The 25,406-nt window shown below is 58.3% G+C and carries 25 protein-coding genes; 14 read left to right on the top strand and 11 right to left on the bottom strand.

Features of this window, described 5'->3' with window-relative positions; all coding sequences use genetic code 11:
- Positions 1-17 precede the first annotated feature (17 nt).
- The 3 genes from ACO079_RS01995 (at position 18) to ACO079_RS01985 (ending at position 2,002) form a co-directional block, all read left to right on the top strand.
- Positions 18-461 carry a response regulator gene (locus ACO079_RS01995; protein ID WP_421791424.1) on the top strand — a complete coding sequence of 148 codons (444 nt, stop codon included), beginning with the start codon at positions 18-20 and terminating at the stop codon, positions 459-461.
- 72 nt (positions 462-533) lie between these two features.
- The gene (locus ACO079_RS01990; RefSeq protein ID WP_421791422.1) at positions 534-1,520 is read left to right on the top strand and encodes a PAS domain-containing protein; all 987 of its coding nucleotides are present in this window, start codon (positions 534-536) and stop codon (positions 1,518-1,520) included.
- Positions 1,493-2,002 (top strand): sensor histidine kinase, encoded by a 510-nt coding sequence (locus tag ACO079_RS01985; RefSeq protein ID WP_421791420.1) that lies wholly within the window; start codon positions 1,493-1,495, stop codon positions 2,000-2,002. Before ACO079_RS01990 ends, ACO079_RS01985 begins: the two co-directional genes overlap by 28 nt.
- Here ACO079_RS01985 and ACO079_RS01980 read toward each other — a convergent pair.
- A complete protein-coding gene (locus tag ACO079_RS01980; RefSeq protein WP_421791418.1) occupies positions 1,999-2,466 on the bottom strand; it encodes a DUF1203 domain-containing protein in 468 nt (155 codons plus the stop codon). The genes ACO079_RS01985 and ACO079_RS01980 overlap by 4 nt on opposite strands.
- A 178-nt stretch (positions 2,467-2,644) precedes the next feature.
- Between ACO079_RS01980 and ACO079_RS01975 the strand changes: the two genes are divergently transcribed.
- Genes ACO079_RS01975 through rnd form a run of 4 tightly spaced genes read left to right on the top strand, consistent with a single transcriptional unit; the run spans position 2,645 to position 6,493 of the window.
- Positions 2,645-3,274, top strand: coding sequence for a TetR/AcrR family transcriptional regulator (locus ACO079_RS01975; RefSeq protein WP_421791417.1), 630 nt, complete (start codon positions 2,645-2,647; stop codon positions 3,272-3,274).
- A 5-nt stretch (positions 3,275-3,279) separates the two neighbouring features.
- Positions 3,280-3,987: a lysophospholipid acyltransferase family protein gene (locus ACO079_RS01970; RefSeq protein ID WP_421791415.1), complete on the top strand. Its 708-nt coding sequence runs from the start codon at positions 3,280-3,282 to the stop codon at positions 3,985-3,987.
- A complete protein-coding gene (locus ACO079_RS01965; RefSeq protein WP_421791413.1) occupies positions 3,984-5,315 on the top strand; it encodes an MFS transporter in 1,332 nt (443 codons plus the stop codon). The genes ACO079_RS01970 and ACO079_RS01965 overlap by 4 nt, the downstream gene beginning before the upstream one ends.
- A gap of 26 nt (positions 5,316-5,341) precedes the next feature.
- Positions 5,342-6,493 carry a ribonuclease D gene (rnd, locus tag ACO079_RS01960; protein ID WP_421791412.1) on the top strand — a complete coding sequence of 384 codons (1,152 nt, stop codon included), beginning with the start codon at positions 5,342-5,344 and terminating at the stop codon, positions 6,491-6,493.
- Here rnd and ACO079_RS01955 read toward each other — a convergent pair.
- The 4 genes from ACO079_RS01955 to ACO079_RS01940 are packed head-to-tail and all read right to left on the bottom strand — an operon-like array spanning position 6,490 to position 11,976.
- Positions 6,490-8,007: a Ppx/GppA family phosphatase gene (locus ACO079_RS01955; protein ID WP_421791410.1), complete on the bottom strand. Its 1,518-nt coding sequence runs from the start codon at positions 8,005-8,007 to the stop codon at positions 6,490-6,492. The two genes, rnd and ACO079_RS01955, sit on opposite strands and share 4 nt — an antisense overlap.
- The gene (locus ACO079_RS01950; RefSeq protein ID WP_421791408.1) at positions 8,004-10,166 is read right to left on the bottom strand and encodes an RNA degradosome polyphosphate kinase; all 2,163 of its coding nucleotides are present in this window, start codon (positions 10,164-10,166) and stop codon (positions 8,004-8,006) included. The genes ACO079_RS01955 and ACO079_RS01950 overlap by 4 nt, the downstream gene beginning before the upstream one ends.
- A gap of 46 nt (positions 10,167-10,212) precedes the next feature.
- A complete protein-coding gene (locus tag ACO079_RS01945) occupies positions 10,213-10,890 on the bottom strand; it encodes a hypothetical protein (protein ID WP_421791406.1) in 678 nt (225 codons plus the stop codon).
- Positions 10,891-10,902: 12 nt separating this feature from the next.
- Positions 10,903-11,976: a DUF2066 domain-containing protein gene (locus tag ACO079_RS01940; RefSeq protein WP_421791405.1), complete on the bottom strand. Its 1,074-nt coding sequence runs from the start codon at positions 11,974-11,976 to the stop codon at positions 10,903-10,905.
- A gap of 130 nt (positions 11,977-12,106) precedes the next feature.
- On the opposite strand from ACO079_RS01940, the gene purM reads away from it, so the two are divergent.
- On the top strand, positions 12,107-13,135 hold the full coding sequence (gene purM, locus ACO079_RS01935; protein WP_421791403.1) for a phosphoribosylformylglycinamidine cyclo-ligase: 1,029 nt from the start codon (positions 12,107-12,109) through the stop codon (positions 13,133-13,135).
- Between the two features lie 41 nt (positions 13,136-13,176).
- Positions 13,177-13,701 (top strand): phosphoribosylglycinamide formyltransferase, encoded by a 525-nt coding sequence (purN, locus tag ACO079_RS01930; RefSeq protein ID WP_421792908.1) that lies wholly within the window; start codon positions 13,177-13,179, stop codon positions 13,699-13,701.
- Here the strand turns inward: purN and ACO079_RS01925 are convergent.
- Positions 13,698-14,000: a YkvA family protein gene (locus ACO079_RS01925; RefSeq protein ID WP_421791402.1), complete on the bottom strand. Its 303-nt coding sequence runs from the start codon at positions 13,998-14,000 to the stop codon at positions 13,698-13,700. The two genes, purN and ACO079_RS01925, sit on opposite strands and share 4 nt — an antisense overlap.
- A gap of 82 nt (positions 14,001-14,082) precedes the next feature.
- Here ACO079_RS01925 and arfB point away from each other — a divergent pair, with 82 nt between their 5' ends.
- Positions 14,083-14,502 (top strand): alternative ribosome rescue aminoacyl-tRNA hydrolase ArfB, encoded by a 420-nt coding sequence (gene arfB, locus ACO079_RS01920; RefSeq protein ID WP_421791400.1) that lies wholly within the window; start codon positions 14,083-14,085, stop codon positions 14,500-14,502.
- A gap of 10 nt (positions 14,503-14,512) precedes the next feature.
- On the opposite strand, the gene ACO079_RS01915 is transcribed toward arfB, so the two are convergent.
- The gene (locus ACO079_RS01915; protein WP_421791398.1) at positions 14,513-15,538 is read right to left on the bottom strand and encodes an adenosine deaminase; all 1,026 of its coding nucleotides are present in this window, start codon (positions 15,536-15,538) and stop codon (positions 14,513-14,515) included.
- Positions 15,539-15,909: 371 nt separating this feature from the next.
- Positions 15,910-16,332 carry a nucleoside-diphosphate kinase gene (gene ndk / locus ACO079_RS01910; RefSeq protein ID WP_421791397.1) on the bottom strand — a complete coding sequence of 141 codons (423 nt, stop codon included), beginning with the start codon at positions 16,330-16,332 and terminating at the stop codon, positions 15,910-15,912.
- Positions 16,333-16,428: 96 nt separating this feature from the next.
- Here ndk and ACO079_RS01905 point away from each other — a divergent pair, with 96 nt between their 5' ends.
- A complete protein-coding gene (locus ACO079_RS01905) occupies positions 16,429-18,303 on the top strand; it encodes an ABC-F family ATP-binding cassette domain-containing protein (protein WP_421792907.1) in 1,875 nt (624 codons plus the stop codon).
- A 147-nt stretch (positions 18,304-18,450) separates the two neighbouring features.
- Here ACO079_RS01905 and ACO079_RS01900 read toward each other — a convergent pair whose 3' ends face one another.
- From ACO079_RS01900 to ACO079_RS01890, 3 genes are all read right to left on the bottom strand, one after another.
- Entirely contained in the window at positions 18,451-18,762 is a 312-nt protein-coding gene (locus ACO079_RS01900; protein WP_421791395.1) for a hypothetical protein, read from the bottom strand.
- Positions 18,763-18,876: 114 nt separating this feature from the next.
- The gene (locus ACO079_RS01895; protein WP_421791394.1) at positions 18,877-19,329 is read right to left on the bottom strand and encodes a DNA polymerase III subunit chi; all 453 of its coding nucleotides are present in this window, start codon (positions 19,327-19,329) and stop codon (positions 18,877-18,879) included.
- Positions 19,330-19,335: 6 nt separating this feature from the next.
- Positions 19,336-20,808 (bottom strand): leucyl aminopeptidase, encoded by a 1,473-nt coding sequence (locus ACO079_RS01890; RefSeq protein ID WP_421791393.1) that lies wholly within the window; start codon positions 20,806-20,808, stop codon positions 19,336-19,338.
- Between the two features lie 117 nt (positions 20,809-20,925).
- On the opposite strand from ACO079_RS01890, the gene ACO079_RS01885 reads away from it, so the two are divergent.
- Genes ACO079_RS01885 through ACO079_RS01875 form a run of 3 tightly spaced genes read left to right on the top strand, consistent with a single transcriptional unit; the run spans position 20,926 to position 25,394 of the window.
- Positions 20,926-22,050 carry an LptF/LptG family permease gene (locus ACO079_RS01885; protein WP_421791392.1) on the top strand — a complete coding sequence of 375 codons (1,125 nt, stop codon included), beginning with the start codon at positions 20,926-20,928 and terminating at the stop codon, positions 22,048-22,050.
- Complete coding sequence (locus tag ACO079_RS01880) at positions 22,047-23,150, top strand: LptF/LptG family permease (protein ID WP_421791390.1); 1,104 nt, start codon at positions 22,047-22,049, stop codon at positions 23,148-23,150. The genes ACO079_RS01885 and ACO079_RS01880 overlap by 4 nt, the downstream gene beginning before the upstream one ends.
- A gap of 33 nt (positions 23,151-23,183) precedes the next feature.
- A complete protein-coding gene (locus ACO079_RS01875; protein WP_421791388.1) occupies positions 23,184-25,394 on the top strand; it encodes an LPS-assembly protein LptD in 2,211 nt (736 codons plus the stop codon).
- The last annotated feature ends 12 nt before the right edge of the window (positions 25,395-25,406 follow it).

The raw sequence follows: 25,406 nt of genomic DNA, 5'->3' as shown, positions 1-25,406 counted from the left end.
GCTAATTGAGAGTTTTCATGTCCAGACTTGTTGATATTGAACGCAAAGTCACGCTTTTGCATGTCGAGGATGACGATGGCGATGCTTTCCTGACGCAGCGCGCTTTTCGCGAGATGTCGTCGTCCATCGATTTAGTCCGGGTCACTGGAGGACAGGACGCCTTGCAGTTTATCAAGCGCAAAGGCCCGTATGGCGACGCCCCTCGCACCGGCTGTGTCCTTCTCGATCTGAATATGGCCAATGGTGATGGCCTTTGGCTGCTGGATCGCATGAAGGAGCTCGACGCAAGTCAGCAAGTACCAACGGTCGTTCTGTCAGGCGCACCGGATTGTGTGGCCGAAACGCGGGGCTATCGTTTTGTCAGCTGCGCAATTGTCAAACCTGACAATCAAGCAGCATTCGAGCGTCTGATGGCTGCAGTCCGCCGCGTTACGGCAATGACAATTGGTATTGCGGCCTGATCCCGGCCAGACTCACAAGTCCTGATAAATTCACTCCGCGTCGCGGAAATCGAATCGGGCGACACTGACGGCATGCCCGAAACTGGCCTGACCCATAAACAACTGATGAGCCTGGCCGAACAGCATGGTCATCTGGGCTTTTGGCGCGTTGATATTAATGCGGATCAGCTTTTCTGGTCAGACAGGGTTTATGAGATTCACGGGCTGCCGCCACAAAGCGAGAAACCGCGGGTCGAAGATGCCATAAATTTCTATCATCCGGACGACCGGGCCATGGTGGAAAAAGCGGTAAATGACGCGGCGCAGAGCGGTGAACCCTTCGAGTATTACGGGGCGCGTATCGTCCAGCCGGATGGTCAAACACGTTTCGTTTTCGCGCGCGGGGAAGTCCGCAAAAATTCAAACGGTGAGCCGACCGACATTTATGGCGTGTTCCGCGATGTCACCGACGAAAAGCGTGATGCAGACGCCCTTAAAAACAGTGAAGAACGGTTCAGACTCGCTGCACTTGGCGCGTCAGTCGGTATCTGGGACTGGACGTCGATTGATGGCGATGAGCTTTACTGGTCCGACCAGTTCTACACCCTGATTGGTTACAAACGGAATGAAATCAAAGCTGACATTCCCGGATTTCAGGACTTGCTGCACCCTGCCGATGTGGAGCCAACCTTTCATGCGCTCTTGCGGCATATGGAAAGGAAAACCCCATATCGGCTGGAATACCGGTTGCGGCATAAAACCAAAGGCTATCGCTGGTTTCTGGTGACGGGTCAGGCCGGCTGGAACGAGGATGGACAGGCGGTGCGTATGGTCGGCTCCGTCCAGGATATCCACGAACAAAAAACCGCACAGACCAATCTCGCCGAAGCGAACCGCGAGCTCAGCCAGTTTGCGTCTATCGCCTCACACGACCTGCAAGAGCGCTCCGCAAGATTTCCAGTTTTTCCGTCCTTCTTGAAAAAGAGCTCGGTGAGGGCTTGTCGGAGAAGGCTTCGCTTTATCTGGGCTTTCTTGAAGATGCCGCGCAACGTATGCAACGCCAGATCTCTGACCTTCTAGAGTACACATCTGCGGGCGCCGAAGCCGTGCAGGTTGAAAATGTCGATGTGGCCGAAGCCGCTCAGCTGGTCTGGCAGGATCACTCGACCGCTCTGGACGGCGTCGACGCCTTACTGGAGGTTCGAAGTGAGACCTTTCTCCGCGCGGATCCGGGCCTATTGCACCGGCTATTGCTGAATTTGATCGGTAATAGCATCAAATACCGTCACCCGGACCGGCCGCTCGAAGTCAACATATCGACGCGCCGCGATGACGAATTCGACGTGCTAGTTGTAGCGGATAACGGCCTCGGATTTGAACAGAAATTTGCCCGGAAGATTTTTGCCATTTTTGGACGGCTCCATGCCAAGGAAGCCATTCCCGGCACGGGTTTGGGGCTTGCTCTGAGCGAACGGATTGTGCGTCTTCATGGCGGCTCAATTAGCGCAAAGGGTGATCCCGGCAAAGGCGCTGTCTTTGAAGCAAATTTCCCTCGCCGCTAGCTGGCGCGCGTCACGCTGGCTGCGAAACATCCCGGTTTTGCATTGTGAAGATGCACATAGGCAATTTCGGGCCGCTTGAATATGGCTTCCAGCAAACCTCCCAGCTTTATGCCTTCCGCGACATTTGCCTCGATCATCATATGGTGCTCATCAAATCCGCGAATGGAAATCAGACGGCTGGAGAGCACATCCGGCACCTCGCCCGGCCTAGGGCTCGCCTGCCGGGCACCCTCGCGAATATATATCGCATGACTGGCGCGATAAGGCGTTGCGGCCGCTTGATGGATGTAATTCAGAAGAAACACCGTTTCCCCGATGGCGGCATCGACCAGGCTGACCCGGCAGGGATATCCCGGCATCACGTCCACGATCTGCTTTTGAATGCCGCGCTGTTCCAGCTCGGGCGGCGAGAGCGTTGAGAGATGGGAGAAAGCCTTGCCCGGCAAAGCATGTATCTGAAACATCGTTGTAATCCATTTCCCTTCTGCCACACACAGTGCAACTTTCTCCACTGTTTTCGCTCCGAACAGGACATGCGGCCACCCGATTCCTGCGATGTAAGTAATTATTCACTTGCGTTCCATTCGGCACCTCGCTATACAGCATGTGAATGATCGCTCACTTACGCCAATGGAGGCGCGAATGGACACCTTTCTAGATATGGACTTGCTGGAACGCGGACCTGCGGAACAAGGCATTACCGGCAAGCCGGGCTCGACGAAGGCCCGGATAGAACGGGCCGCATTGAAGCTGTTCGCAGCGCAGGGCGTGGATGGTGTCTCGATCAAGGAAATTGCCAAGGCGTGCGACATCTCCGATGGGGCGATGTACCGCCATTTCGAAAGCAAAGAGTCGCTGGCCCACACCTTGTTTCAGGCCATCCATGCCGATCTGGTCGCGATGCTGAAGGCAAATGTGGCTCCCGATGCAAATCTGGAGACGACCGTCCGGGCCATCGTCACAGCCTATTGTGAACTGGCCGAGCGCGATCCGGCGGCCTTCGCTTATCACCTCGTGGCGCGGAACACCGTTCTGGCACGGGCGGGCGATGCCGGCGCAGATCCCTCCGATGTTCTGGCTGCCCGCCTCTCCAAAGCCATGGCGGCCGGCGATGTCCCAACGGATGATGCCGAACTGAAATCTGCCATGGCGATGGGCGTTGTGCTGCAAGCGGCGGAATACCGCCTTTACGGCCGGATCAAGACACCGCTCACCGGCCTCATCGATACCTTTACGGCCGGCGTGCTTGCCGTGCTCAAATGCAAGGGATAACGGCCATGCGTGCCACCATTTTCAACGTTTTGTATTGGACAGTCTCGGGGATTTACGGCGTGATCTGCGCCCTTCTGGCCCTGATCCCCGGCAAGTTCTTTCTAATGCATGGCGTGCGGTCTTACTGCCGCTTTGTGGTCCTGATGATGCGCGTCATCTGCGGCATCAAGGTCGAGGTGCGCGGCAAGCGGCCGAAAAACCAGGCGGTCATCATTGCTGCCAAACACCAATCCTGGGGGGATGGCATCGTACTGGTCGCCAAGACCGGGAATGTGAATTTCGTTGTTGGCGATCATATGCTGAAATTCCCGTTGATTGGATGGGTCCTGAAGCGCGTTGGTGCCATCGTTGTGAACAATCAGGGCGGCCGCAAAGCCCTGGAATCCCTCAGCGAAGGCATTGATCGCGCCCAAAGCGAGCCGCGACCCATCCTGATTTATCCGGAAGGTCACCTCACCGAGGTCGGCACCGGCAAACCCTATCGGAAGGGCGTCTACCGCCTGGCCACACAGCTGGACCGGTCCGTTGTGCCCGTTGCGACCAATCTCGGCTGCTTCTGGCCGCAACAGAAATGGGAGAAAAACCCCGGCACCGCCGTGATCGAGTTTCTCGATCCAATTTCGCCCAAGCTTGACGGGGCCAGCTTCATGGCCACGCTGGAAACCACTGTCGAGGCGCATACGCGCCGGCTGGAAAAGGAGGCGCTGTCATGAGTGCCAAGATAGCCGCATCGCTTATTGGTCAGCGCCGTTTTTGGCCCATGCTGGCCGCGCAATCCTTCGGAGCGTTCAACGACAACCTCTTCCGGTTCTCGCTGATCTCTCTTGCCACCTATTCAACGCTGACGCTTTTTGGCCGCGGCGAAGAGCTGATGAACCCCGTGGCGGCGTCTGCCTTTACCATAGCCATGTTCCTTTTTTCCGCGATTGCGGGACGGGCGGCGGACAAGTTCGACCGGACCCGAATTTTGCGCTTCACCAAGTTTGCCGAGATTTGGCTGATGTCGCTCGCGGCTATTGGCTTTTTCCTGCAATCGGGGCCCTTACTTGTGGTCACGCTCTTCTTCATGGGTATGCAGTCGGCCTTCTTTGCACCCACCAAGAACGCCGCCCTGCCAAACCTGCTTGATGATCATGAACTGGTGCCGGGTAATGCGATCCTGTCGGGTGCCCTCAACATGTCGATTTTGCTCGGCATTGTGGTTGGCACCCTGCTGGCAGGCTCGCACCAAGGCGGAATGATTGTGGGCGGTGTCCTCGTGATCATGGCCATCATTGGCTGGATTTCCATCCGCCAGCTTCCCCTGCTGCCGGCTGCCAAGCCCGACATGAAGATGAGCTGGAATGTGGTGATGGAAACCTTTCGCGTGTTGCGCTTTGCGGGTGAACATCCGCGTGTCCTGCGGCCATTGCTCGGCGTCGCCTGGTTCTGGCTGTTGGGTGCCGCCATTATCTTCTCAGTGATGCCGACCTTTACCTCCAGCGTGCTCGGCGGTGATCAGACGGTCTTGTCGCTTTTCAACGCCTCTTTCACAATTGGTGGCGCACTCGGCGCAATTTTATGCGGGACGCTCAGCGGGCGTGGAAATGCGCTGATTTTCAGTGTCATCGGCGCCATTGGCCTGGTAATCTTTCCGGTCGATCTGGCGTTGTCGACTATGAACCGCCCTGTCCTGCCCGAGGACACAGAGCTGATGGGCATCAATGCTTTTCTCGCCGAACCGGGAAACATCCGCATTCTCGTTGATCTTGTGATGTCAGCCGTTTCGGCGGGCCTTTTCGTGGTGCCCTTACAAGCCATGGCGCAGCGTCGTTCTCCACAGGAATTACGTGGCCGATTGTTGTCTGTGGGCTCCATCCTGAATGCAGGAGCCGCGACGATTGGAAATTTCATGCTTGCGGCTGTTCTGGCGCTGGCACTGCCAATTCCTGCGGCCTTTTTGGTCGTGGCGATCATTAGCGCAGCTATTGCGGCCTACACCTTTTACTGGCATCGCCGCATTCAACGCGAAGGGGCTGATCAAACCCCCTCGCCAAGCTAGGCAAAGCCCATTAAGTCCGGACGTCGATGGAATGGATTAATTCAACGTCCGGCCTTGAGGCCGCGTGCGATGCCCTGCGTCAGCAGGATTTTATCGCGGTCGATACCGAGTTTATCCGCGAAAGCACGTTCTGGCCTCAACTCTGCCTGATTCAGGCAGCGGGCGGCGAAACGGAAGTCCTGATTGATCCTTTGGCGGATGGTCTCGATCTTGAGCCCTTCTGGGATTTGATGGCCGACGATCGGGTCATGAAAGTCTTTCATGCGCCCCGTCAGGATCTGGAGATTTTCTTTCACATGGCCGGCGGGCTGATCCCTGCCCCGATTTTTGACAGCCAGGTCGCGGCCATGGCCATCGGGCTGGGCGATTCAATTGCCTATGACAAGCTGGTCAAAGCCGTGCTGGACCGCAGTATCGACAAGGGCTCTCGCTTTACCGATTGGTCGCGCCGGCCGCTAACGCCCGCTCAATCGGGATATGCGCTGGCGGATGTCACGCATTTGCGCGATCTATATCCAACATTGCGCGAGCGCCTCGAAACGGCTGGCCGGATGGGTTGGGTCGCCGAAGAGATGGATATCCTCACCGATCCCGCGACCTATGAACAACATCCCGAAAATGCCTGGCAGCGCCTGAAAATCCGCAAGAACAGCCCAAAATGGCTGGCCGCGCTAAAAGCCGCCGCAGCCTGGCGTGAAGAAGAAGCCCAAACCCGTGATCTGCCGCGCCAGCGCGTTGTGAAAGACGAGGGCCTGTATGAGATCGCGCATGCGGCACCGCAACAAGTGGATGAACTCAAAGGCATGCGCGCATTGCCGCGCGGATTTGAGCGTTCAAAGCCTGCTGAACGGCTGATCGCGCGTCTGGCTCCGGCACTTGCAGATCCAAAGGCTCATGCGCCAGATATTCCGCCGCCACCACGCCGGCCAGAGGGCGCGAGCGCCACAGTTGAGCTCTTGAAAGTGTTGCTAAAACTCGTCGCCGAGCAGGAAGGGGTTGCTTCCCGTCTGATTGCTACGGTTCCGGATCTGGAAGCTATCGCAACAAGCGACACGGCTGATGTCGCTGCGCTACGGGGATGGCGCCGTGAGCTCTTCGGCGAACGAGCCCTGCTTTTGAAACAGGGCAAGGTGGGTCTATCCCTCGAAAATGGCCGGGTGACCGCGAAAAGCCTCTAGAGCGGCTTGAGCACCGGGTTCAGGTCCAGCGCCTCTGCCATTTGTTCAAACCGGTAACGCGCACGTTCAACGACCAGATCAACATCGGCCTCTGGTGCGCTCAACAATAGATCCTCGCCCGAAACCGACAGGCTGAATCGGCTCAAAATCGCTTCGGACCGACCGGACAGCGCGGCACCAAATCGCAATCCAAGCCCGTAGGCCATCGCCATCTGGCGGGTTTCTTCATCCAGCAGATGGAAGAAAACACGCGCGTCAGCAGGCAATCGTTTGCCGTCATAACGATGCCAGAGCGCCAGCCCCATATAGGCACGCTCGGCATGAGCGACGCCGGCAAAAGGCGCAAACAGAGCCAGCTCCTGGGCCAGCGCCGCGCGATGATCCGGGTGATGTCGCGCACTCACATCGCACAGGCGCGCCGCGGCGGCGCGGACAAGTGCGCTGCGATGACCAAAAGCGGAATCCCGTTCGGTAAACACCGGCTCCAGCCAGGCGGTCATCGCCCGGCCAAATCCTGGATTCGGGGCCGCTGGACGCGCGACTGCCTCTGCTCCCGCCAGCAGCGGATCCACCGCGCGAACGCCTTCAGGCATGTGGTCGAAAACCGCGCCTTCGCGAACGCCGAACGCGGAAAATGCGACACGGTGAAACTTTCCGTATTTCATCAGCCGTTTCAGCAACAGGCCCGCATAGGGCAATTGCGCTGCCCGGCGAGATGATATTCCTGGCGTGCCGGACAGTGAGGCCGCGCTCACTCGGGCGGCAAAATCCGCGATTTGCTTGGCCGCCTGCCGGCTCAATTGAAACTGGTGAATAACCCGCAACGGATAATTGGCCTCAGCAATCGCCAGATGCGCCAGGGCGCGCCAGGATCCCCCGACGGCATACAGCGTATCGCCACAATTTTTTAGAACAGGTCTGGCCGGTTCCAGGCGCTCATCAATCCATTTGCGTGCGGCTTTCCGGTCTGACATCAGATCATCCGGGGCCGCCAGCGCCCCCAGCGGCAGCGTGATCCCCTCACCCGGCTCGCCACGGGCAACGGGTATCAACTCCAGACTCGATCCGCCCAGATCCGCCGCGGCCCCCATGGCATTAGGGGCACCCGCAAGCACGCCGAGCGCCGCCAGACGTGCTTCTTCTTCGCCGGACAGCACCTTGCCTTTAAAGCCGGTTTCCTTTTTCAGACGTTTTAGAAAGGCCTTGCCGTCTTTCGCTTCGCGTACCGCTGCAGTGGCGAATACGGTGCGTTCGGAAACGCCTTTTGCATCCAGCAAACTGGCAAACCTCCGAAGGGTTCGCATCGCCTGCTCGACCCCGTCCGGGTGAAGCATGCCGGTTTCCCCAACGCCCCGCCCCAGACCTGCAGACGTCTTCTCGTTAAATACCGGCCAAAGCGCCCGGCCTTCCAGCCGGAAATGAACCAGCCGGACGGAGTTGGAACCGATATCTATAACGGCAATATCGCGTTCGACCGCGTTCTCACTGTCGAGAATATTGATGGCTTTCGTCAAAGACGTGGCCCGCCATAAGGAAGGGTTTGCGGCTGGTCATGTTTCAAGGCCTGCCCCCGGCCCGACAGGCTGGGATTGGTCATGAAATACTCGTGCGCGCTGAACGGTTTTTTCAGATCGCTGACATCAACGCGCTCATATTCTCCGCTCGGGCTCATATACCAGCTCTGTTCATCGTCATTGAGATTGGCAACCATGATCTGGTTCAGGATCTGGCGATGCACGGTCGGGTTTTGGATCGGACACAGCGTTTCGACGCGGCGGTCCAGATTTCGCGGCATCCAGTCAGCCGATGAAATGTAGACCTGTGCGGACGCACTCGGCATATCCCCACCATTGGCAAAACAGATGATGCGGGAATGCTCGAGGAAGCGCCCAACAATGGATTTCACTCGAATGTTTTCTGACAGGCCTTCAACGCCCGGCCTGAGACAGCAAATGCCGCGAATGACCAGCTCGCATTTCACGCCAGCCTGGCTGGCGCGGTAAAGCGCATCAATCACTTCAGGATGGGTCAGGGAATTCAGCTTGGCCCAGATACCCGCGGGTTTACCGGCCTGTGCATTCGCGATTTCCTGATCGATCTTCCGGATAAGAAAATCTTTCAGGCCAATAGGCGAAATATGCAGCCGTTCCATGTTCTCCGGCTGCGCATAACCGGTCACAAAATTGAATATCCGCCCCGCATCGCGGCCAAAAGCCGGATCAGCCGTGAACAGCGACAAATCGGTGTAGATTCGCGCTGTGATCGGGTGGTAATTGCCGGTGCCAAAGTGGGCATAGGTTTGCAGACCGCCGGTCTCACGCCGAACCACGAGGCTGACCTTGGCGTGGGTCTTGTACTCGATAAACCCATAGACGACCTGCACGCCTGCGCGTTCAAGATCCCGCGCCCATTTGAGGTTGGCTTCCTCGTCAAAACGGGCCTTGAGCTCGACCAGAGCGGTGACGTTTTTCCCGCTTTCGGCCGCTTCCACCAATGCTGCAACGATCGGCGAGTTTTTGGAAGTCCGGTAAAGGGTTTGTTTGATCGCGACGACGTCCGGATCAGCCGCCGCCTGACGCAGGAACTGCACGACCACATCGAAACTCTCATAGGGATGATGAACCAGAATATCTTTCGCGCGTATGGCCGCAAAACAATCCCCGCCATGATCGCGAATGCGTTCGGGAAAGCGCGGTTCATACGGCTCAAACACCTGATCGGTCCGGTCATCAGGGATCAGTTGGGAGAGCTGGGCCATACCCAGAATGCCGTCGACCTCGATGATATCGACCGGTTCGGCCTTCAACTGCCGGGCGATGAAGGATTTGATGTCCTCCGGCATACCGGCTTCGACTTTGAGCCGGACAAGCTGTCCCCGGCGGCGTTCTTTGAGGAGTTGCTCGAACTCCCGCACCAGATCCTCGGCTTCTTCTTCGATCTCGATATCGCTGTCCCGCACGATCCGGAACGCGCCTTTTCCTAACAGCTCATGGCCGGGAAACAGCTTGTCGAGGAAGAGGTACAGGACTGTTTCCAGGGCCACATAGCGTTTTACGGGCCGGCCTTCCTTGGTCCGCGTGCGATCTGGCAACTGAATGAAACGCTTCACGCCATTGGGCATTGGGACCAGCGCGGTCATCACCTTGCCATCGCGTTGACGCCGCAGTTTCAGCGCGAGCGAGAAGCCCAGATTCGGAATGAACGGAAATGGATGGGCCGGATCAATCGCCAGCGGCGTGATGACAGGCAGAATGTGTAAGAGAAAATCTTCGGCCAGCCAGTCCTTGTCCCGCTTGGGAATATCTTCTTCGGTCAGAAGTTTAATACCCCCGCGCGCCATTTCGCGGTTCAGCTGACGCCAGCGAATTTGCTGTTCATCCATCAATTCGCCCGCGAACTGATTGATCCTGTGGAGCTGCTCTGATGGCGTCAGACCATCAATCGATGGTGTTGTGACGCCGTTTCGAACCTGCGCCCGCAACCCGGCCACGCGGACCATGTAGAATTCATCGAGATTGCTGGCCGAAATCGACAGAAAACGCAGACGTTCCAGCACGGGGTGGTCGCGGTTGGCCGCTTCTTCCAGGACGCGCGTGTTGAATTGTAACCAGGACAGCTCGCGGTTCAAAAACCGCTCAGGCGACATTGCGATATCTGCCAAATGGCCATCCATGTTTGCCAATTCCCTCGAATTTCCGGCGTTGAACAACTTTTCCGCCCTAATCCTCGTCAATTGTGCCCTGTTCGTCCAGCACACGACGGGCGACGCCCCGGTTAATCGGTGTCTTCCGCGCGAGGGCTTCCCGGTCCAGCGCTTCCACCAGTCGGCGCGCACCCTCGACGGATCGATCCATCCGCGGCAACAAATACTCAATCAGACCCTCAACCAGGGGCGATTGCCGATCCGCAAAGAGTTTCTTTAATAGCCGGGAAAGGAGCTGATCATCCGGCTCCTGAAGCTCGGCTGTGGCGAGCGCCAGCAGCCGGGACTTTAAATCCTGAACATTTGAATTCCAGCGTGCCGGCGCATCCCGAGCGGTCAAAAGCAGGGCTGGCATTTTGCCCTGTTGCGCCCGGTTGAGGAGATGAAACAAAGCTGCGCGGTCAGCAAACCGGTCCGCATCCTCAACAACCAGCGGGACATCTTCAGGAACTGCCTCCAACCGGTCTGCCAGTTCGGCCCCGGCCAGCCGGATGGCCTCGGCTTCCTGGGCCCACATCGCTGCCAGATGGGTTTTACCTGAACCTGCGGGCCCGAATATGACCAGCGTCCGGCCCGGCCAAGCTCGCCAACCGCCGATCGCCCAGCGCGCAGCTGCATTGGCTTCGCCGTCGACGAAGCTTGCCGCGCTATAATCTTCCCGCGGCGGCAGGCCGAGCGCGAGCTGCTCTGTCATGCAGGCCTCTTCCTATCGTGAACGGACGACCAGTCCGAAACGGGAATCCTCTGCCAGCCGTGCGCCGCGTGCATCCAGCTCGCGTTGCAGCTGATTGAAATCGCCTCTGTATTCCAGCGTCATCATGGCACCCGTCGGGGCAAGCGCGTCCAGCTGGGCCGTGACAATGAGCGAGGTGCCGGTCAAGGCCCGTTCCAACCGCTGCCATTCGGCCAAAGAGTTAAAGAGCACAGTGACATTCAAAGACTGGGCCCCGCCACCACGGACAATGGCCTCGGCTTTCCAGGCGGCTTCCAGATCTCCGACAAAGCGCCGGGCGGCTCCGCGAAAGCTTTGAGTGGCAATGGTCGGAATTTGCTGACTGGTCGCCTGCCCGGCTCCATCAAAGGAAAACAAACGGCCATCGACCCGCACCCCTGCGGCACCTTGCTGGGCGATCATCACAGCGATCCGCGACACGCCATAAGCTTGCGCGATGGAACGCAACTGATCTTCATTCATCCGGGCGGCCGAGTTGCCGTCAATAAGGACCCGGCCTGCATCACCATCTGGTGCCCGCACCGGTGACAGGGCGTGCTGATAGCCCCCCATCCGCCATTCGGTGAGCCAGGGCTGTTCGACCGCTTCACCCGTGGCGGAATTGGTTGAATTCCAGAGCCAGTATCCGCTCTGCGTCTGGAGCACAGGCAGAACCAGAATTTCGCGCGCCTGCCCTTCCACAAAAGGCACGCCGAGCCCGTTTAACCAACGGCGCACAGCACCTGGATCAAAGGCCACGGTCAGTTCGCCGAGATAACGGGTCGCGCTGCGTTGTTCATTGCGAACCTGAAGGCCGCCGATCAGTTGGGCGGCGTCTTCATTGGTGATTTCAGGAATGAGTGAGCGGTCTTCCGGCAGGGTCAGGCGATTAACCAGCGCCCTCACCGCAGCCACCTGGCCTTGTTGCATGGCCAGCGACTGGGCTTCCAGAGCGTTCGACGCCGTCGCATCGATCGGAACGCCGACGACCGTGTAAGGCGTGTCCGCCTGCGCCGGTGCGAACCAGACAAAGATTGCGGTGAAAATAGCAAAAAGCTGGCGCGTCATGGCGCGATCCCCTTTAGCGGTGCTTCGTCTCTCTTATACCCCGATGCGCCAAGCGGTGAAGCCCGTGGCTTGCGCTTGGACTGTGTTTTGGGGACAAGAGGGCTCCTTTTCGCGAATCCGGACCGCCACCATGAGCAATGATCGCAGCAATAGTCTGACCTATGCCGATGCCGGGGTGGATATTGACGCCGGCGATGCGCTGATTGACCGGATCAAGCCCTTGGCCAAATCCACCGCCCGTCCCGGTGCAGAAGTCGCGCTTGGCGGCTTCGGTGGCGCGTTTGATCTGAACGCGGCGGGATATAAAGATCCCATTCTTGTTTCCGGCACGGATGGTGTCGGCACCAAGCTACGCATTGCTATTGAGACCGGCCTGTTCGATAAGATCGGGATCGACCTGGTCGCAATGTGCGCCAATGATGTGTTGGCACAGGGCGCTGAGCCGCTGTTTTTCCTGGATTATTTTGCAACTGGAAAACTCGACCCGGCCCGTGGTGAGGCGATCATCTCCGGCATCGCCGAGGGCTGCCGTCAGTCCGGCTGTGCGCTGATCGGCGGAGAAACGGCAGAAATGCCGGGCATGTATGCTGGCGAGGATTTTGACCTGGCCGGATTTGTTGTTGGCGCGGCGGAACGCGGCACGCTCCTCCCCCGAACGGATACCATGCAGGCAGGCGATGTGTTGATCGGCCTGGCGTCGTCGGGTCCGCATTCGAACGGGTATTCCCTGATCCGAAAGGTTGTCGGGATTTCCGGCCTGAAATGGCCGGATGAAGCGCCTTTTGCGCCGGGGCAGACGGTGGGCGAATCCCTGCTGACGCCGACAAAGCTCTACATCAAATCCTGTGTGCCCCTGATCAAGGAAGGCCTGATCAAGGGCCTCGCCCATATCACTGGCGGGGGTCTGATCGAGAATCCGCCCCGCATGCTGCCGAATCATCTGGGGTTTGAGCTGGATAATAGCGCCTGGACGCGCCCAGCCGTGTTTGACTGGTTAGCCGACACGGGCGGCATCGACGAACACGAAATGCGCCGCGCCTTTAATGGCGGCATTGGTATGTTGCTCGCGGTGGCGGCTGAAGATGCTGAGGCCATTACAGTGGCGCTGAATGATGCAGGCGAAGACGCTTTCATCTGCGGGGAACTGACCGCCAAGTGAGCAAACGCGTCGCGATCCTGATTTCCGGACGTGGCTCGAACATGCGCGCGCTGTGCGAAGCCATGAAGGCGGACGATTTCCCAGCAGGGCCGGTGCTGATCCTCTCCAACCGTCCAAACGCTGCAGGTCTGGATTATGCCAGGGATGAAGGCCTGCTGAATGTGGTCATTGATCATACCGAATTTGACAGTCGCGGGGCGTTCGATGCCGCGCTGGACAAGGCCTTGTCCGATGTTCAGCCTGACATCATCTGCCTGGCTGGCTTCATGCGGCTCCTCACGCCCGGTTTTGTCGAAAAATGGGCCGGCAGACTGATCAATATTCACCCCTCGCTTCTGCCGAAATATTCGGGCCTGAATACCCATCAACGTGCATTGGACGCCGGCGATGCCGAGGCCGGCTGCACCGTCCATTACGTCGTGCCGGAAATGGATGCCGGAGAGATTATCGGCCAGTCATGTCTGCCGATCCTGCCGGGCGATACAGCCGAAACGCTGGAGGCGCGGGTGCGGGCGGAGGAGCACGCCCTTTATCCCGCATGTTTGCGCAAGCTGATGAGCGCCTAAGCGGTTGTCTCGCGGTCCTGCTTTTGTTGCCACTGGGTACCCAAGGAAGCGATGGCCGCGGTAATCATCCCGGCATCATCGAGATATCCGGCCACCGGGATCACATCGGCAACCGCATCGGTGGGCAGGATCAGATAGCCTAGCGCCCCGAGGCAAGTCGCTTTTACCCAGCGCGGTGTTTCCGGATCGCGCAACAGGCCATAGAGCATGCCCGCTTGCTCGACTAATACGCCAACCCCGCTGATGTTTTTCAGCTTGTCCTGAAACTTCCGTCCGCTGTAATGCCGGGAATAATCCATATCTTCCTCCGCAGCGCTTCTGCCGTCATAAGCAGCGTTACCCGCAATTGCGGCCAAAATTCGATACCGGACGAGCCCTGTAATGCAAGTCACCGACACGATCTTCATTGATGAAAGCGAGCTGGAAGAGCGCTTTATCCGCGCTTCCGGCCCCGGGGGTCAGCACGTCAACAAGAACGAGACGGCGGTGCAGTTACGCTTTGATGTGACCGCTACGAAAGCGCTTCCGGAAGATGTGAAACACCGTTTGAAGCAGCTTGCGGGACGGCGATTGTCGAAGGACGGCGTGCTGATTATCGAGGCGAGTGAATCCCGGTCTCAGGATCGCAACCGCATCGCCGCGCGGGAACGGTTAAAGGCGTTAGTTGAACGCGCGACACACAAGCCCAAGCCGCGCAAAAAAAGCCGACCCTCCCTGTCTTCTATCCGCAAGATGAAACAGGCCAAGGCACAAAACGGTCAGAAAAAGGCTCTGCGTCAGAAACCCGCTCGCGACGAATAACTTTGTGTTTTTAGCTTGTTAAGGCACTTACCTGAGAAATTGATTCAATCTCCGCCAGATGCTTGGTGATATCGGCTTTGGATAAGAAGCTGGACTCAAAACTATTGCGAACCAGCGTGACGATGTGATCTGCGTTCAGACCCACCGCTTCGGCCGTCTGGATGAAATTATCATTCATATGACCCCCGAAATATCCGGGATCATCCGTATTGAGATTGGCCTTCAAGCCCAGATCCAGCATGCGCTTGATCGGATGATCTTTCAGATCTTTCACAACACACAAGCGAAGGTTCGATAGCGGGCATACCGTAAGCGGGATCTGTTCCTCAACCAGCCGGGCGGTCAGATCTTCGTCTTCCAGGGCCCGGTTGCCATGATCGATCCGGTCCACTTTCAGAAGGTCCATCGCCTCGCGGACATACTCCGCGGGCCCCTCCTCACCCGCATGCGCAACGCGTTTCAGTCCTAGCGCCGCGGAGGCCTCAAAAACGCGCTGGAATTTGGACGGCGGATGGCCAATTTCTGCTGCGGCTAAACCAACGGCAGCAATGTCATCGAGCCAGGGCCTGGCGTGCTCCAGCGAAGCGAAAGCCTCCTCCTCGCTGAGGTGGCGCAGATAACACAGGATGAGGCACCAGCTGATGCCGAGCTCGGCCTGGCCCTTACGAAGTGCGCTCAGCACGCCCTCCATATGCACGTCGAATGAAACACCGCGCGACACATGGCTGAGCGGATCTATAAAAATCTCGACATGGCGGACATTGTCGGCATGCGCCCGCTGAAGATAGTCCCAGGTCAGGTCATGAAAATCTTGTTCGGTGAGCAGCACTTGCAGGCCCACCTGATAGAGATCCAGAAAGTCCTGCAACCGCGTAAACTGATACGCTGCGCGAATATCGTCTGCACTTTCATAAGGGATCGCGACCTGATTGCGCTGTGCGAGATGAAAGATCATCTCGGGCTCAAGCGCGCCTTCGAGATGGAGGTGAAGCTCGGCCTTGGGAAGCCGCTGGATCAAATCATGCAAGTCAGACATCGCGCGGTCTTATCGATAAATCTCTGGAACACAATGAAAAAAGCCCGGCATGAGCGCCGGGCTTTTATTGAGTTGTTCCCGCTCCGCTCCGGCGCGGCACTAGTGATACAGCGTCCGCGCTAGCGCCGGTGCTCGCATGGAACGCGGCTCAAGGCTGCGGCGTTGGCGGGTTTCAACCACTTTTTCCTTTCCAAGCCACCCACGAGGCCACCCTGGCGGGTGATTTGGGAGGGGGGTGGGACGGCACAGAAATGGGAGCAAGATGTCTCCCCCTGCTCGCGCAGGGAGTGGCCTGAAAGGCCGAGGGGGGCTAGCCCCCTCCGTCAGCTTCGTTGCCACCTCCCCCGTTAACTGGGGAGGACACCAGATAATTACCCAACAATCTCATCGTCGGAGAAGAAGAACGGGATTTCTTCGGCGGCGGTTTCAGGTGCGTCAGAACCGTGAACCGAGTTGGCTTCGATGGATTCGGCAAACTCCTTGCGGATCGTGCCAGCATCGGCCTGTTCCGGGTTCGTCGCGCCCATGACTTCGCGGTACTTTGCGATGGCGTTTTCGCCTTCGAGTACCTGAACCACGACCGGGCCAGAAATCATGAAGCTGACCAGATCATTGAAAAAGGGACGCTCGCGGTGAACGCCGTAAAAGCCTTCGGCCTGATCCTTGGTCATGCGGATACGCTTTTGCGCGATGATGCGAAGGCCTGCGCCTTCGATCATGGCGTTGATCTTGCCGGTCAGATTGCGGGCGGTGGCATCGGGTTTGATGATGGAGAAGGTGCGCTGGACAGCCATGTGAAAACTCCGGGTGTTAGGGGGAGGGTTTAAAGAGTCGCGCGGGCTTATAGACGCGCTTTCCCCCGCTGTGAAGCCGTGCTAGCCGCAGCTGCCATGTTGCACGTCAATGACCTCACCTGCCGGATGGAAGGCCGTCTTCTGATCGATCAGGCGACTTTCTATCTGCCATCAAAGACCCGGATGGGTCTGGTGGGGCGCAATGGCTCCGGCAAGTCGACGCTGTTTCGTATCATCAAGGGTGAGTTCAATGCCGAGACCGGCGAAGCCCGCGTGCAAAAAGGCGCGCGGGTGGGCTCAGTCGAGCAGGAAGTACCCGGCGGACCGGAAAGCCTGATGGATGTCGTGCTGGCGGCTGATACCGAGCGCGCCGCCTTGCTCGAAGAAGCAGAAACCGCGACCGACCCGCACCGCATTGCCGACATCCAGACGCGGCTGGCCGACATCGAAGCCCATTGGGCAGAAGCGCGGGCCGGCTCCATCCTCTCCGGCCTTGGCTTTACCGGTGAGGAACAGCGCCGCCCTTGTTCAGAATTTTCCGGGGGCTGGCGGATGCGGGTGGCGCTGGCGGCAACCCTGTTTGCGCGGCCCGACCTGCTCCTGCTGGATGAACCGACCAACTATCTCGACCTGGAAGGCGCGATCTGGCTGGAAAGCTTTCTGAAGAGCTTTCCGGGCGCGGCCCTGATCATCAGCCACGACCGCGATCTCTTGAATGCGATGGACAAGATTGCGCATTTGCGGACGAAGAAGATTGCGATCTTTGAAGGCGGATACGATAATTTCGAGCGGCAATTGGCGGAAAAACAACGCCTTCAGATGAAATTGAAGGCCAAGCAGGACGAAGAACGCCGCCATCTGCAAAGCTTTGTCGACCGCTTCAAGGCCAAGGCCAGCAAGGCCAAACAAGCCCAAAGCCGGGTCAAGCGGCTGGAAAAGATGCAGCCGGTAGCCACCATTGTTGATGATCCGGTTTCACCCTTTGAATTTCCGGCCCCGCAAAAGGCGATGGCGCCGCCCTTGATGCGGATTGAAAACGCCGCCCTGGGCTATGGCGAGAAAACCGTTCTGCGCGATCTCAACCTGATCATTGATCCCGATGACCGGATTGCGCTGTTGGGCAAGAATGGGTCGGGCAAATCGACTTTCGCAAAACTGCTCGCAGGGCGGCTGGATCCGATGGGCGGACATTTCCGGCGGCACAAGAAAATCCAGACGGCCTTCTTTGCGCAGCATCAGATGGATGTACTGCCGCCGAATATGTCCGCTTATGATCATGTGGTTGAACGCATGGACGAGGCCACAGAGGCCCAGCGCCGGGCGAGGCTGGCTCGTTTTGGCCTACCCATCCATTTGCAGGAAACGCCGGCCAAACAGCTTTCTGGCGGCGAAAAAGCGCGCTTACTGCTCAATCTGATCGTGTTTGAAGGCCCTCACCTCCTGATTCTCGACGAACCCACCAACCACCTGGATATGGACAGCCGGGCGGCCCTGATTGATGCAATCAACGCCTATGAAGGTGCCGTCATCCTGATCGCGCACGACCGGCATCTGGTGGAAAGCTGTGCGGACCGGCTGTGGCTGTGCTCAGACGGCGGGATCGAGCCCTATGAAGGGGATATGGAGGATTACCGCCTCTTTGTGACCGGCAAAACGCCCAAGGACCAGCGCGGGCGCAATCGAACTCCAACTGATGAGAAGTCCGAACGCCGGCGCGATGCCGCCCAGCGCCGTGAAGACATCAAACCGTTGCAGCGGGAAGCGGCAAAGTGGGAAAAGGAAGCGGAACGCCTGCGCGGTGTGTTGGCGACGATCGATAAGGGACTGGCCACGCCGGGGCTTTATGAGAAAGATCCGCAGACCGCGACCGATCTTCAGATCAAGCGGGCCAAGGCTGAAGAGCTGATCGATGCGGCGGAAATGAAGTGGCTGGAAGCGCTTGAGCGGCTGGAATATGCGCAGGCGGATTAATTCTAAGTGATGTCTCCCCTTGATTGCGGGGGGGAGTGGCCAGAAAGGCCGAGGGGGGCGAACGCCGCACCAGCCCCCTCCGTCAGCTTCGCTGACGCCTCCCCCGTAAACAAGGGAGGATATCAAAATCTCAAAAAGTAAATTGGATTAGCCGCAATAGCCGCGCACAACCACGTCATTCACGTCGAGTTCAAGATTCCCCCGCTCCTCGACATAATCCATGGTCACGGACATGCCGGGCCGAATTATCCGGTATCGATCCGGCAGGGCATCAAGATTCACGTCCGATATGTGGAGCCCTTCAAAGGCCTTGATCGACGGTTCGCTGCAATCTGCGCCATCAACCCCATCCGGTGTCCGAACCGGCTCCGGGTTGCTTGATTCGGCACCCGTGGATCCGCCCGTCGCCGAGCACGCGGCGATAGCAATGACTGAACACACAATAAAAAGCTGTTTCATTTTCCGGTCCCGATCCTTTTTACTCAGCTTACTGCAACCGCAATCATTCACTTAACCAGCTGAACGCCGGTTGAATATCACAAAAACGCGGGTCTTTGCCGGGCGCCTAGTGTTTCAGGCTTTTTTCTCCCAGCGGCCTTCAACCGATTGTTGCCAGTACGCGATAGAATGACCATCGGCCTTGGCTTTCTTCCATAACTCCCGCGACGCGGTAACCGCCGACTCATCCCCGGCGTCAAACATTACGCAGCAGCGCTCGAACGCATCCGGGTTTTCCGGCGCCACCCCATCCAGTGCGAACAGGATTTGCGCGCCATTGGCGTTTTCCTCAGTCAGCGAAAGCAGGATGGGTTGCCGGTCGGGATCGGGCGCATCAGAACGGCCATGGGCCAGGAAATTATCATCCTTGGCCGTCCAGAGCTGGTCGTCCAGTTCTTTCAGGCGGGATTCGGAGCCGGCGCGAACAAGGGCGCGCCACCCCTTTTCCATTGTTTTTTCAAGGAGCTCTGGCAGAGCCTCGGCGAGCGTGGTCCGCTCGAGATGATAGAACCACACCTCGCCGGGCATTCTGACCTACTTTTCGTAATTATCGGCGACAAAGCGATCGAGCAGACGCACGCCGTAGCCCGTGCCGAATGTGGGCAAACGCGGGTCTTTCGAGCCCGACCACATGCCGGTGCCGGCAATGTCGATATGCACCCAGGGCTTATCGTTGACAAAGCGCTGCAGGAATTGAGCGGCCGTAATCGAGCCGGCAAAGCGCCCTTCCCCGATATTCTTCATATCGGCGACGGGGCTGTCGATCTGGCGGTCATATTCCGGCCCGATCGGCAGACGCCAAACTTTTTCGTCTGTCGCAAGACCCGCCTTGGTCAGATTATCCGACAGCTCGTCATTGTTGGAGAAAATACCGGCATGTTCGTGACCGAGAGAGATCAGGATCGCGCCGGTCAGCGTTGCCAGGTCAATCATGAATTTCGGATCGAACCGCTGCTGGGCGTACCAGAGCACATCCGCCAGAACGAGGCGGCCTTCCGCGTCCGTGTTGAGGATTTCGATCGTCTGACCGGACATCGAATAGACGATATCGCCGGGACGCTGCGCGTCGCCGTCGGGCATGTTCTCGACAAGACCAACCAGACCCACAGCGTTGACCTTGGCTTTACGCTTGGCCAGCGTCGCCATCAGGCCGACCACGGCAGCAGACCCGCCCATATCGCCCTTCATCTCGTCCATGCCGAGACCCGGCTTGAGCGAGATACCCCCGGTATCAAATGTGACGCCCTTGCCTACAAAGCATAGCGGCGCTTCGCCGTCTTTGCCGCCTTCCCACTTCATGATCGCAATCTTGCTTTCAGCGGTCGAGCCCTGCCCAACGCCCAGCAATGAATGCATGCCCAGATTGCGCATGTCTTCTTCGCCGAGGATTTCAACCTTCACGCCGAATTCCGAAATGTTCTGAACGGCATCGGCATATTGCGGCGGACGCAGATAGTTGGGCGCTTCATTCACCAGATCACGGGCGATGTAGACGCCATCGGCCACCGCCTGACCATGCGACCAGGCTTTTTCCGCTGCCTTGTTGTCGTCTGTCGAGATCGACACGGTTTCCAGCGAAGGCTTCTTATCGTCGGAAAGCTTGGTGCGGTATTTGTCGAAGCGGTAAGCGGCCAGGCACGCGCCAAGGCCAAAACGCGATGCACCCTGGGCATCGGCAATACCTTCAAGATGCGCGTGAAGCGCTTTTTCGCCAGACGTCAGCAGTGCTTTCACCAGGCCCGCGCCTGCTTGCTCCAGCGCATTCCCGTCCGGGCTTTTCTTGCCCACACCGAAAATCACAACCCGATCGCCCTCGACACCGGCCGGCGCGGCAATGACCAGCGTTTCGCCGGCTCCGCCTTTGAAGCGGCCCGCTTCGATCGCTTTGGAAAGCGCACCGCCTGCAGCCTTGTCGATCGACTTGCCCGCGTCCGATAGCTCGCCTTTTTCAAAAGCTGCAACCGCTACCGATCCCTTTTCCGGCGCGTCACTGATCCTGATTTCCATGCTTTTTCCCTTCGTCTGCATTCAACCCGAAAACGGGGGCGAATTGCTGTGTTGCCGACGTGGTATCCGATCCCGGCGTGTTATAGAAGGCTGAAACCGCATGAGTCTGCAGGTCATATGAATCTCGTTCAGCGATACATGTTCCGGCAATTGCTGGTGCCCTTTGTCACCGCAGCGACCGCTTTTGCGGCGTTGGCGTTGCTGACTCAATCGCTCTCGAACATTGAATTCATCTCCAATTATCGCGAAACGGCAGTCACCTTCATCAAAGTGACCTTGCTGGCCCTGCCGCAACTTATCGCGCTTCTATCGCCCTTCGCGTTGTTTATCGCGGTGCTCGCCGGCCTTTCCCGGCTTTATTCCGATTCAGAGGCAACGGTTGCCTCGGCCTCTGGCCTGTCGCGCTGGGGCGTGCTGTCACCGGTCCTTCGACTGGCCGCACTCGCCGCATTGCTGAACCTGGTGGTGAACTTGTTTGTTCAGCCACTCGCCTATCAGGAAATGCGGCGCAGCGTTTTCGAACTTCGAACAGATGTCGCCGCCAGCCTGGTCCGGCCGGGCGAGTTTTCCAATCTGGCAACCGGCGTCACGCTGTACGCCCGCACCTCTGATGGCCAGGGCCGGATGAGCGATATTTTCATCCATGATGCGCGGGATCCCGATGAGGTATCGACCTATGCGGCTCGGGAAGGCGTGATTGTGCGTGGGATTGAACGCCCCTCAATGGTGATGATTGACGGGAATATCCAGCAAGTGGACGAAACCGGATCGCTCAATTTTCTGACCTTTGACCGGTATGAGTTCGATCTCGGCGATTTTGTGGACCCTCAACTCATTTTCTTCTTGAAGGAATCGGACCTGTTCCTGCACGAGCTTTTCTTTCCGGACGCGCAAGCGCTGGCGCGTGCCCGCGGGGTCGAACGCTTGCTCGCTGAGGCGCATTACCGTTTGTCAGCCCCGCTCTATAATATCGCGCTCGCCATGATTGCCGCGGCTGCCTACATGGCCGGTGCGCACTCGCGGTTGGGCAATTCGCGGCGCGTCGTCGCCGCCGTTGCCATCGCCCTGGCGATCCGCCTGAGTGGATTTGCTGTTCAGTCCGCGGCCGCGGACGATACAGGCTGGAATATTGTTCAATATGCGCTTCCGATCCTGACGATCATTGGCGCGGCTGGCGTGATCTGGGGATGGCGGCGGCTTCCGAGGCTAAGGTTGGGTCAAACACAGGATGCGGCTGCATGAGAGCTGTCCCCAATCGTCTTTCCCGCTATCTCGCCCGGCAAGTCCTGTTCGGCATCGCGGTCGCGGCCGGGATTATCGCGACGATTATCGTGCTGGTCGATTTCGTGGAGCAATCGCGAGCCATCGGGACCCGCGTGGAAGTCTCGGCCATGGATTTGCTCCTGCTTACCCTGATGCGCACGCCCTTGTTGCTGGAAGAAACCCTGCCCTTCATCTTTCTGTTTGGTGTCTTGTTCGCGCTCTTCCGTTTAAACCGCCGAAGCGAACTCGTGGTGATGCGGGCCTCTGGCTATTCGGCCTGGCGGATCATTACGCCGGCAGTTCTGGTTTCATTGGCAGCCGGCATCCTTGCGGCGACGCTTCTGAACCCGCTTGGCTCGACCTTGAATGCGCAGTTCGAGGCCCAGCGCGACCGGCTGACCCAAATCGAATCCGACCGGCCGGTTGAACAACCGCTCTGGCTCCGGGAAACCACAGTGGACGGCTACACCGTGATCTCGGCCGGTCAGCTGGAGGAAAATGCCCGCGAATTGCTCCGCCCGGTTTTCCATTACTACCTGGTTGAAGCGTCGGGGCGCCCGATCCTGGATCGGAGAATCTCAGCTGATAGAGCCCAACTCACCGCCGGATTCTGGCAACTGGAAAACGCCATTGAACTGGTGCCCGGCGTTGAGCCGACGTCAATCGGTTCGGTCTCCCTGCCAACGACCATCGACCGCCAATCGCTGTTCGAACGAATCCGGTCTCCGCGTGGCGTGTCCTTTTGGGATCTGCCCGGATTGATCGATTCCGCGCGATCTTCCGGTTTGGCGACCGAACGCTTTGAGCTGCGCTGGCAGGGCCTTCTGACGCTTCCGGTGACACTGATTGCAGCCAGCCTGATTGCAGCGGCGGCAACCTTGCGGCTTTACCGGTTGGGCGGCGCTGCGGCTTTTGCCCTGACCGGCGGAGCAGCGGGTTTTCTGGTCTATTTCGTTCAGGAAGTTCTGCATACGCTTGGCGAAAATGGCACGCTGACGCCAATGGCCGCCGCATGGGCCGCGCCACTGATAACCACACTCCTTGCCCTTGCGTATATTGCCTCGACGGAAGATGGTTAGGCTGATGCGCGTCGGTGCCGGAGGATGATTCATATGCGGTCTTTGCTGTTATCAGCGATTTGTTTGAGCGCGCTCGCTCCGGGGCTGAGCCATGCTGCGAATTGCATGGCGATGCAGGATGATACGGGTAATTTCATTGCTCCGCACGGTGATGAGCCCGTCTATATCGAAGCCGATACGCTGATCGAGAACCGCGAAACCGGCAGCTATATTGCGCGGGGCAATGTTGTAGCGCGTCAGAACGGGCGCACGGTGGAAGCCGATGAAGTCGAATACCGGCCCGGCACCAACCGCGTGATTGCGCGCGGAAATGTGGCCATCTTTTCGGATACCGCGCCGCCACAATATGCCGATGAAATCGAGTTAGATGATGCGCTCGGCGAAGGCCTGGCCGTGGGCTTTTCGACACTACTGGAAAACAATGGCCGGGCTGCAGCTGCCTTTGCCGTCCGCCGCGCCAATGGCTCGCTGGAACTGACCAACGCCTATTACACAGCCTGCCGGCTGGGCGCTGACGGACAAGAACCGACCTGGCGGCTGCGAGCAGGACGCGCCGTCCAGGATGCCGATGCGGACATGATTTACTATCGTGATGTTCGCCTGGAAGTGCTCGGGATTCCTGTTGCCTATGCCCCGGCATTTGCGCATGCCGATCCCTCATCTGAACGCAGATCCGGCTTCCTTTTTCCGACCTTTGGCTTGTCCTCGCGGCTGGGGGCATTTTATGGCCAGCCCTATTATTGGGCGATGTCGCCCTATCAGGACCTGACCATTACGCCGCGCATTATGCAGAATGCGAACCCGCTCTTGGAGCTGGAATACCGGCGCCGGTTCTGGTCCGGCGATCTGGCGTTTGAAACCAGCTATACAAATGAACGCGATATCGATAGCGACGGAAACCTGCTGAATGACGCGGAACACCGTTGGCACGTGTTCGGCGGCGGCGAATTCGATATCTCCGAAAACTGGGAGTGGGGATTTGGCGTCCAGCTGGCCTCTGATGACTTCCACCTCCGCACCTACGATATTTCGGAGCTTTATGAGGACTATCCAGGCATTCTACAGCCTGCGCCCCGCCGGTTGATGAACCAACTTTATGCACGCGGACGCACGGACACCTACTATGCTGAAATCGTTGCTGCCGGCGTGCAAAGCCTGCGGGAGTTTGAGCTGGACGAGCGCCTACCCGTCATGGCACCGGTCGCCGAATTTCGATTGACGACCCCCCTCTCGGAGGACTTTGGGCGAATCCGCAGCGTGGCCTCCACGACCGTCCTGACACGAGAGGATGGCGTCGATTATCAGCGTGCGTCCGCGTCCGCTGATTGGCAAGCTCAGTTCATTGCGCCGGCAGGGCTTGTGTTCGAGCCCTTCGCGGCGGCGCGTGCCGATTACTATAACTTCAATGACGTGCCGGGAGCCTTGCCAACCGATCCGACAACGGAAGAAAGTTTCGGCCGGTTTCTTGGCTATGCCGGTGCGGAGTTCAGTTTTCCGCTTATCAGCACATCGGGCAGCGCGGATACCATTCTTGAACCGATGATCCAGGGTGTGATCGCTTCGGACGCCAGCGAGGCGGGCCGGATTGTCAATCAGGACAGTCTGACAGCCGAACTCGATGAAACCTTGCTGTTCGATCACAACCGGGCAACGGGTTATGACCTCTGGGAAGAAGGAACGCGGGTCACGTATGGCGTGCGGTCAACAACCTTTTGGGGGGATGACTACCTGTTCCGGGGGTTCGTCGGTCAAAGCCAGCGGCTTGATGGCGCTGCCGCCTTCTCGCCGGTCAGTGGCCTGTTTGAAGAAAATTCGGACATCATTGTTGCCGGTGAGATCGACCTGGGCGCTTTTGGCCTGATGGCCCGGACCCGCATTGATTCCGATGATGGCACTCTGAACAGGCTGGATGTGGTCGCGTCCTACAGCAATTCACGCTTCAATGGTCAGATCCGCTATTTCGGTTTTGACGACTCGCTTGCGCGCGCCGGAACCAGCGAAGAAATCCAGCTTACCACGCAAACCCGGATCACGGATCGTTGGAGCCTTGTCTACAATCTCCAGCGCGATCTGGAGAATGATGTGAACCGGCGGCAACAAATCGGTTTCCGCTATCGCGATTTTTGCACGGATCTCGAACTTCTGTATCAGCGCGAGGATCTAAATGTCGGGGTTCTGGGCCCCTCAGAATCGATCCAGTTCCGCGTCACACTGTTTACGCTCGGCGGGATCGGCTCCGACTAACAGCGCTTTACA

This window comes from Hyphobacterium sp. (assembly GCF_965228115.1).
Taxonomy (GTDB): Bacteria; Pseudomonadota; Alphaproteobacteria; order Caulobacterales; family Maricaulaceae; genus Hyphobacterium.
The sequence above is the reverse complement of the archived record's forward strand: the minus strand, read 5'-3'. Positions and strand labels throughout refer to the sequence as shown.

Coding starts and splice junctions, on each gene's coding strand:
- ACO079_RS01995 (WP_421791424.1), top strand. CDS start 18: ATGTCCAGACTTGTTGATATTGAACGCAAAGTCACGCTTTTGCATGTC.
- ACO079_RS01990 (WP_421791422.1), top strand. CDS start 534: ATGCCCGAAACTGGCCTGACCCATAAACAACTGATGAGCCTGGCCGAA.
- ACO079_RS01985 (WP_421791420.1), top strand. CDS start 1,493: ATGCAACGCCAGATCTCTGACCTTCTAGAGTACACATCTGCGGGCGCC.
- ACO079_RS01980 (WP_421791418.1), bottom strand. CDS start 2,466: ATGTTTCAGATACATGCTTTGCCGGGCAAGGCTTTCTCCCATCTCTCA.
- ACO079_RS01975 (WP_421791417.1), top strand. CDS start 2,645: ATGGACACCTTTCTAGATATGGACTTGCTGGAACGCGGACCTGCGGAA.
- ACO079_RS01970 (WP_421791415.1), top strand. CDS start 3,280: ATGCGTGCCACCATTTTCAACGTTTTGTATTGGACAGTCTCGGGGATT.
- ACO079_RS01965 (WP_421791413.1), top strand. CDS start 3,984: ATGAGTGCCAAGATAGCCGCATCGCTTATTGGTCAGCGCCGTTTTTGG.
- rnd (WP_421791412.1), top strand. CDS start 5,342: ATGGAATGGATTAATTCAACGTCCGGCCTTGAGGCCGCGTGCGATGCC.
- ACO079_RS01950 (WP_421791408.1), bottom strand. CDS start 10,166: ATGGATGGCCATTTGGCAGATATCGCAATGTCGCCTGAGCGGTTTTTG.
- ACO079_RS01945 (WP_421791406.1), bottom strand. CDS start 10,890: ATGACAGAGCAGCTCGCGCTCGGCCTGCCGCCGCGGGAAGATTATAGC.
- ACO079_RS01940 (WP_421791405.1), bottom strand. CDS start 11,976: ATGACGCGCCAGCTTTTTGCTATTTTCACCGCAATCTTTGTCTGGTTC.
- purM (WP_421791403.1), top strand. CDS start 12,107: ATGAGCAATGATCGCAGCAATAGTCTGACCTATGCCGATGCCGGGGTG.
- purN (WP_421792908.1), top strand. CDS start 13,177: ATGCGCGCGCTGTGCGAAGCCATGAAGGCGGACGATTTCCCAGCAGGG.
- ACO079_RS01925 (WP_421791402.1), bottom strand. CDS start 14,000: ATGGATTATTCCCGGCATTACAGCGGACGGAAGTTTCAGGACAAGCTG.
- arfB (WP_421791400.1), top strand. CDS start 14,083: ATGCAAGTCACCGACACGATCTTCATTGATGAAAGCGAGCTGGAAGAG.
- ACO079_RS01915 (WP_421791398.1), bottom strand. CDS start 15,538: ATGTCTGACTTGCATGATTTGATCCAGCGGCTTCCCAAGGCCGAGCTT.
- ndk (WP_421791397.1), bottom strand. CDS start 16,332: ATGGCTGTCCAGCGCACCTTCTCCATCATCAAACCCGATGCCACCGCC.
- ACO079_RS01905 (WP_421792907.1), top strand. CDS start 16,429: ATGTTGCACGTCAATGACCTCACCTGCCGGATGGAAGGCCGTCTTCTG.
- ACO079_RS01900 (WP_421791395.1), bottom strand. CDS start 18,762: ATGAAACAGCTTTTTATTGTGTGTTCAGTCATTGCTATCGCCGCGTGC.
- ACO079_RS01895 (WP_421791394.1), bottom strand. CDS start 19,329: ATGCCCGGCGAGGTGTGGTTCTATCATCTCGAGCGGACCACGCTCGCC.
- ACO079_RS01890 (WP_421791393.1), bottom strand. CDS start 20,808: ATGGAAATCAGGATCAGTGACGCGCCGGAAAAGGGATCGGTAGCGGTT.
- ACO079_RS01885 (WP_421791392.1), top strand. CDS start 20,926: ATGAATCTCGTTCAGCGATACATGTTCCGGCAATTGCTGGTGCCCTTT.
- ACO079_RS01880 (WP_421791390.1), top strand. CDS start 22,047: ATGAGAGCTGTCCCCAATCGTCTTTCCCGCTATCTCGCCCGGCAAGTC.
- ACO079_RS01875 (WP_421791388.1), top strand. CDS start 23,184: ATGCGGTCTTTGCTGTTATCAGCGATTTGTTTGAGCGCGCTCGCTCCG.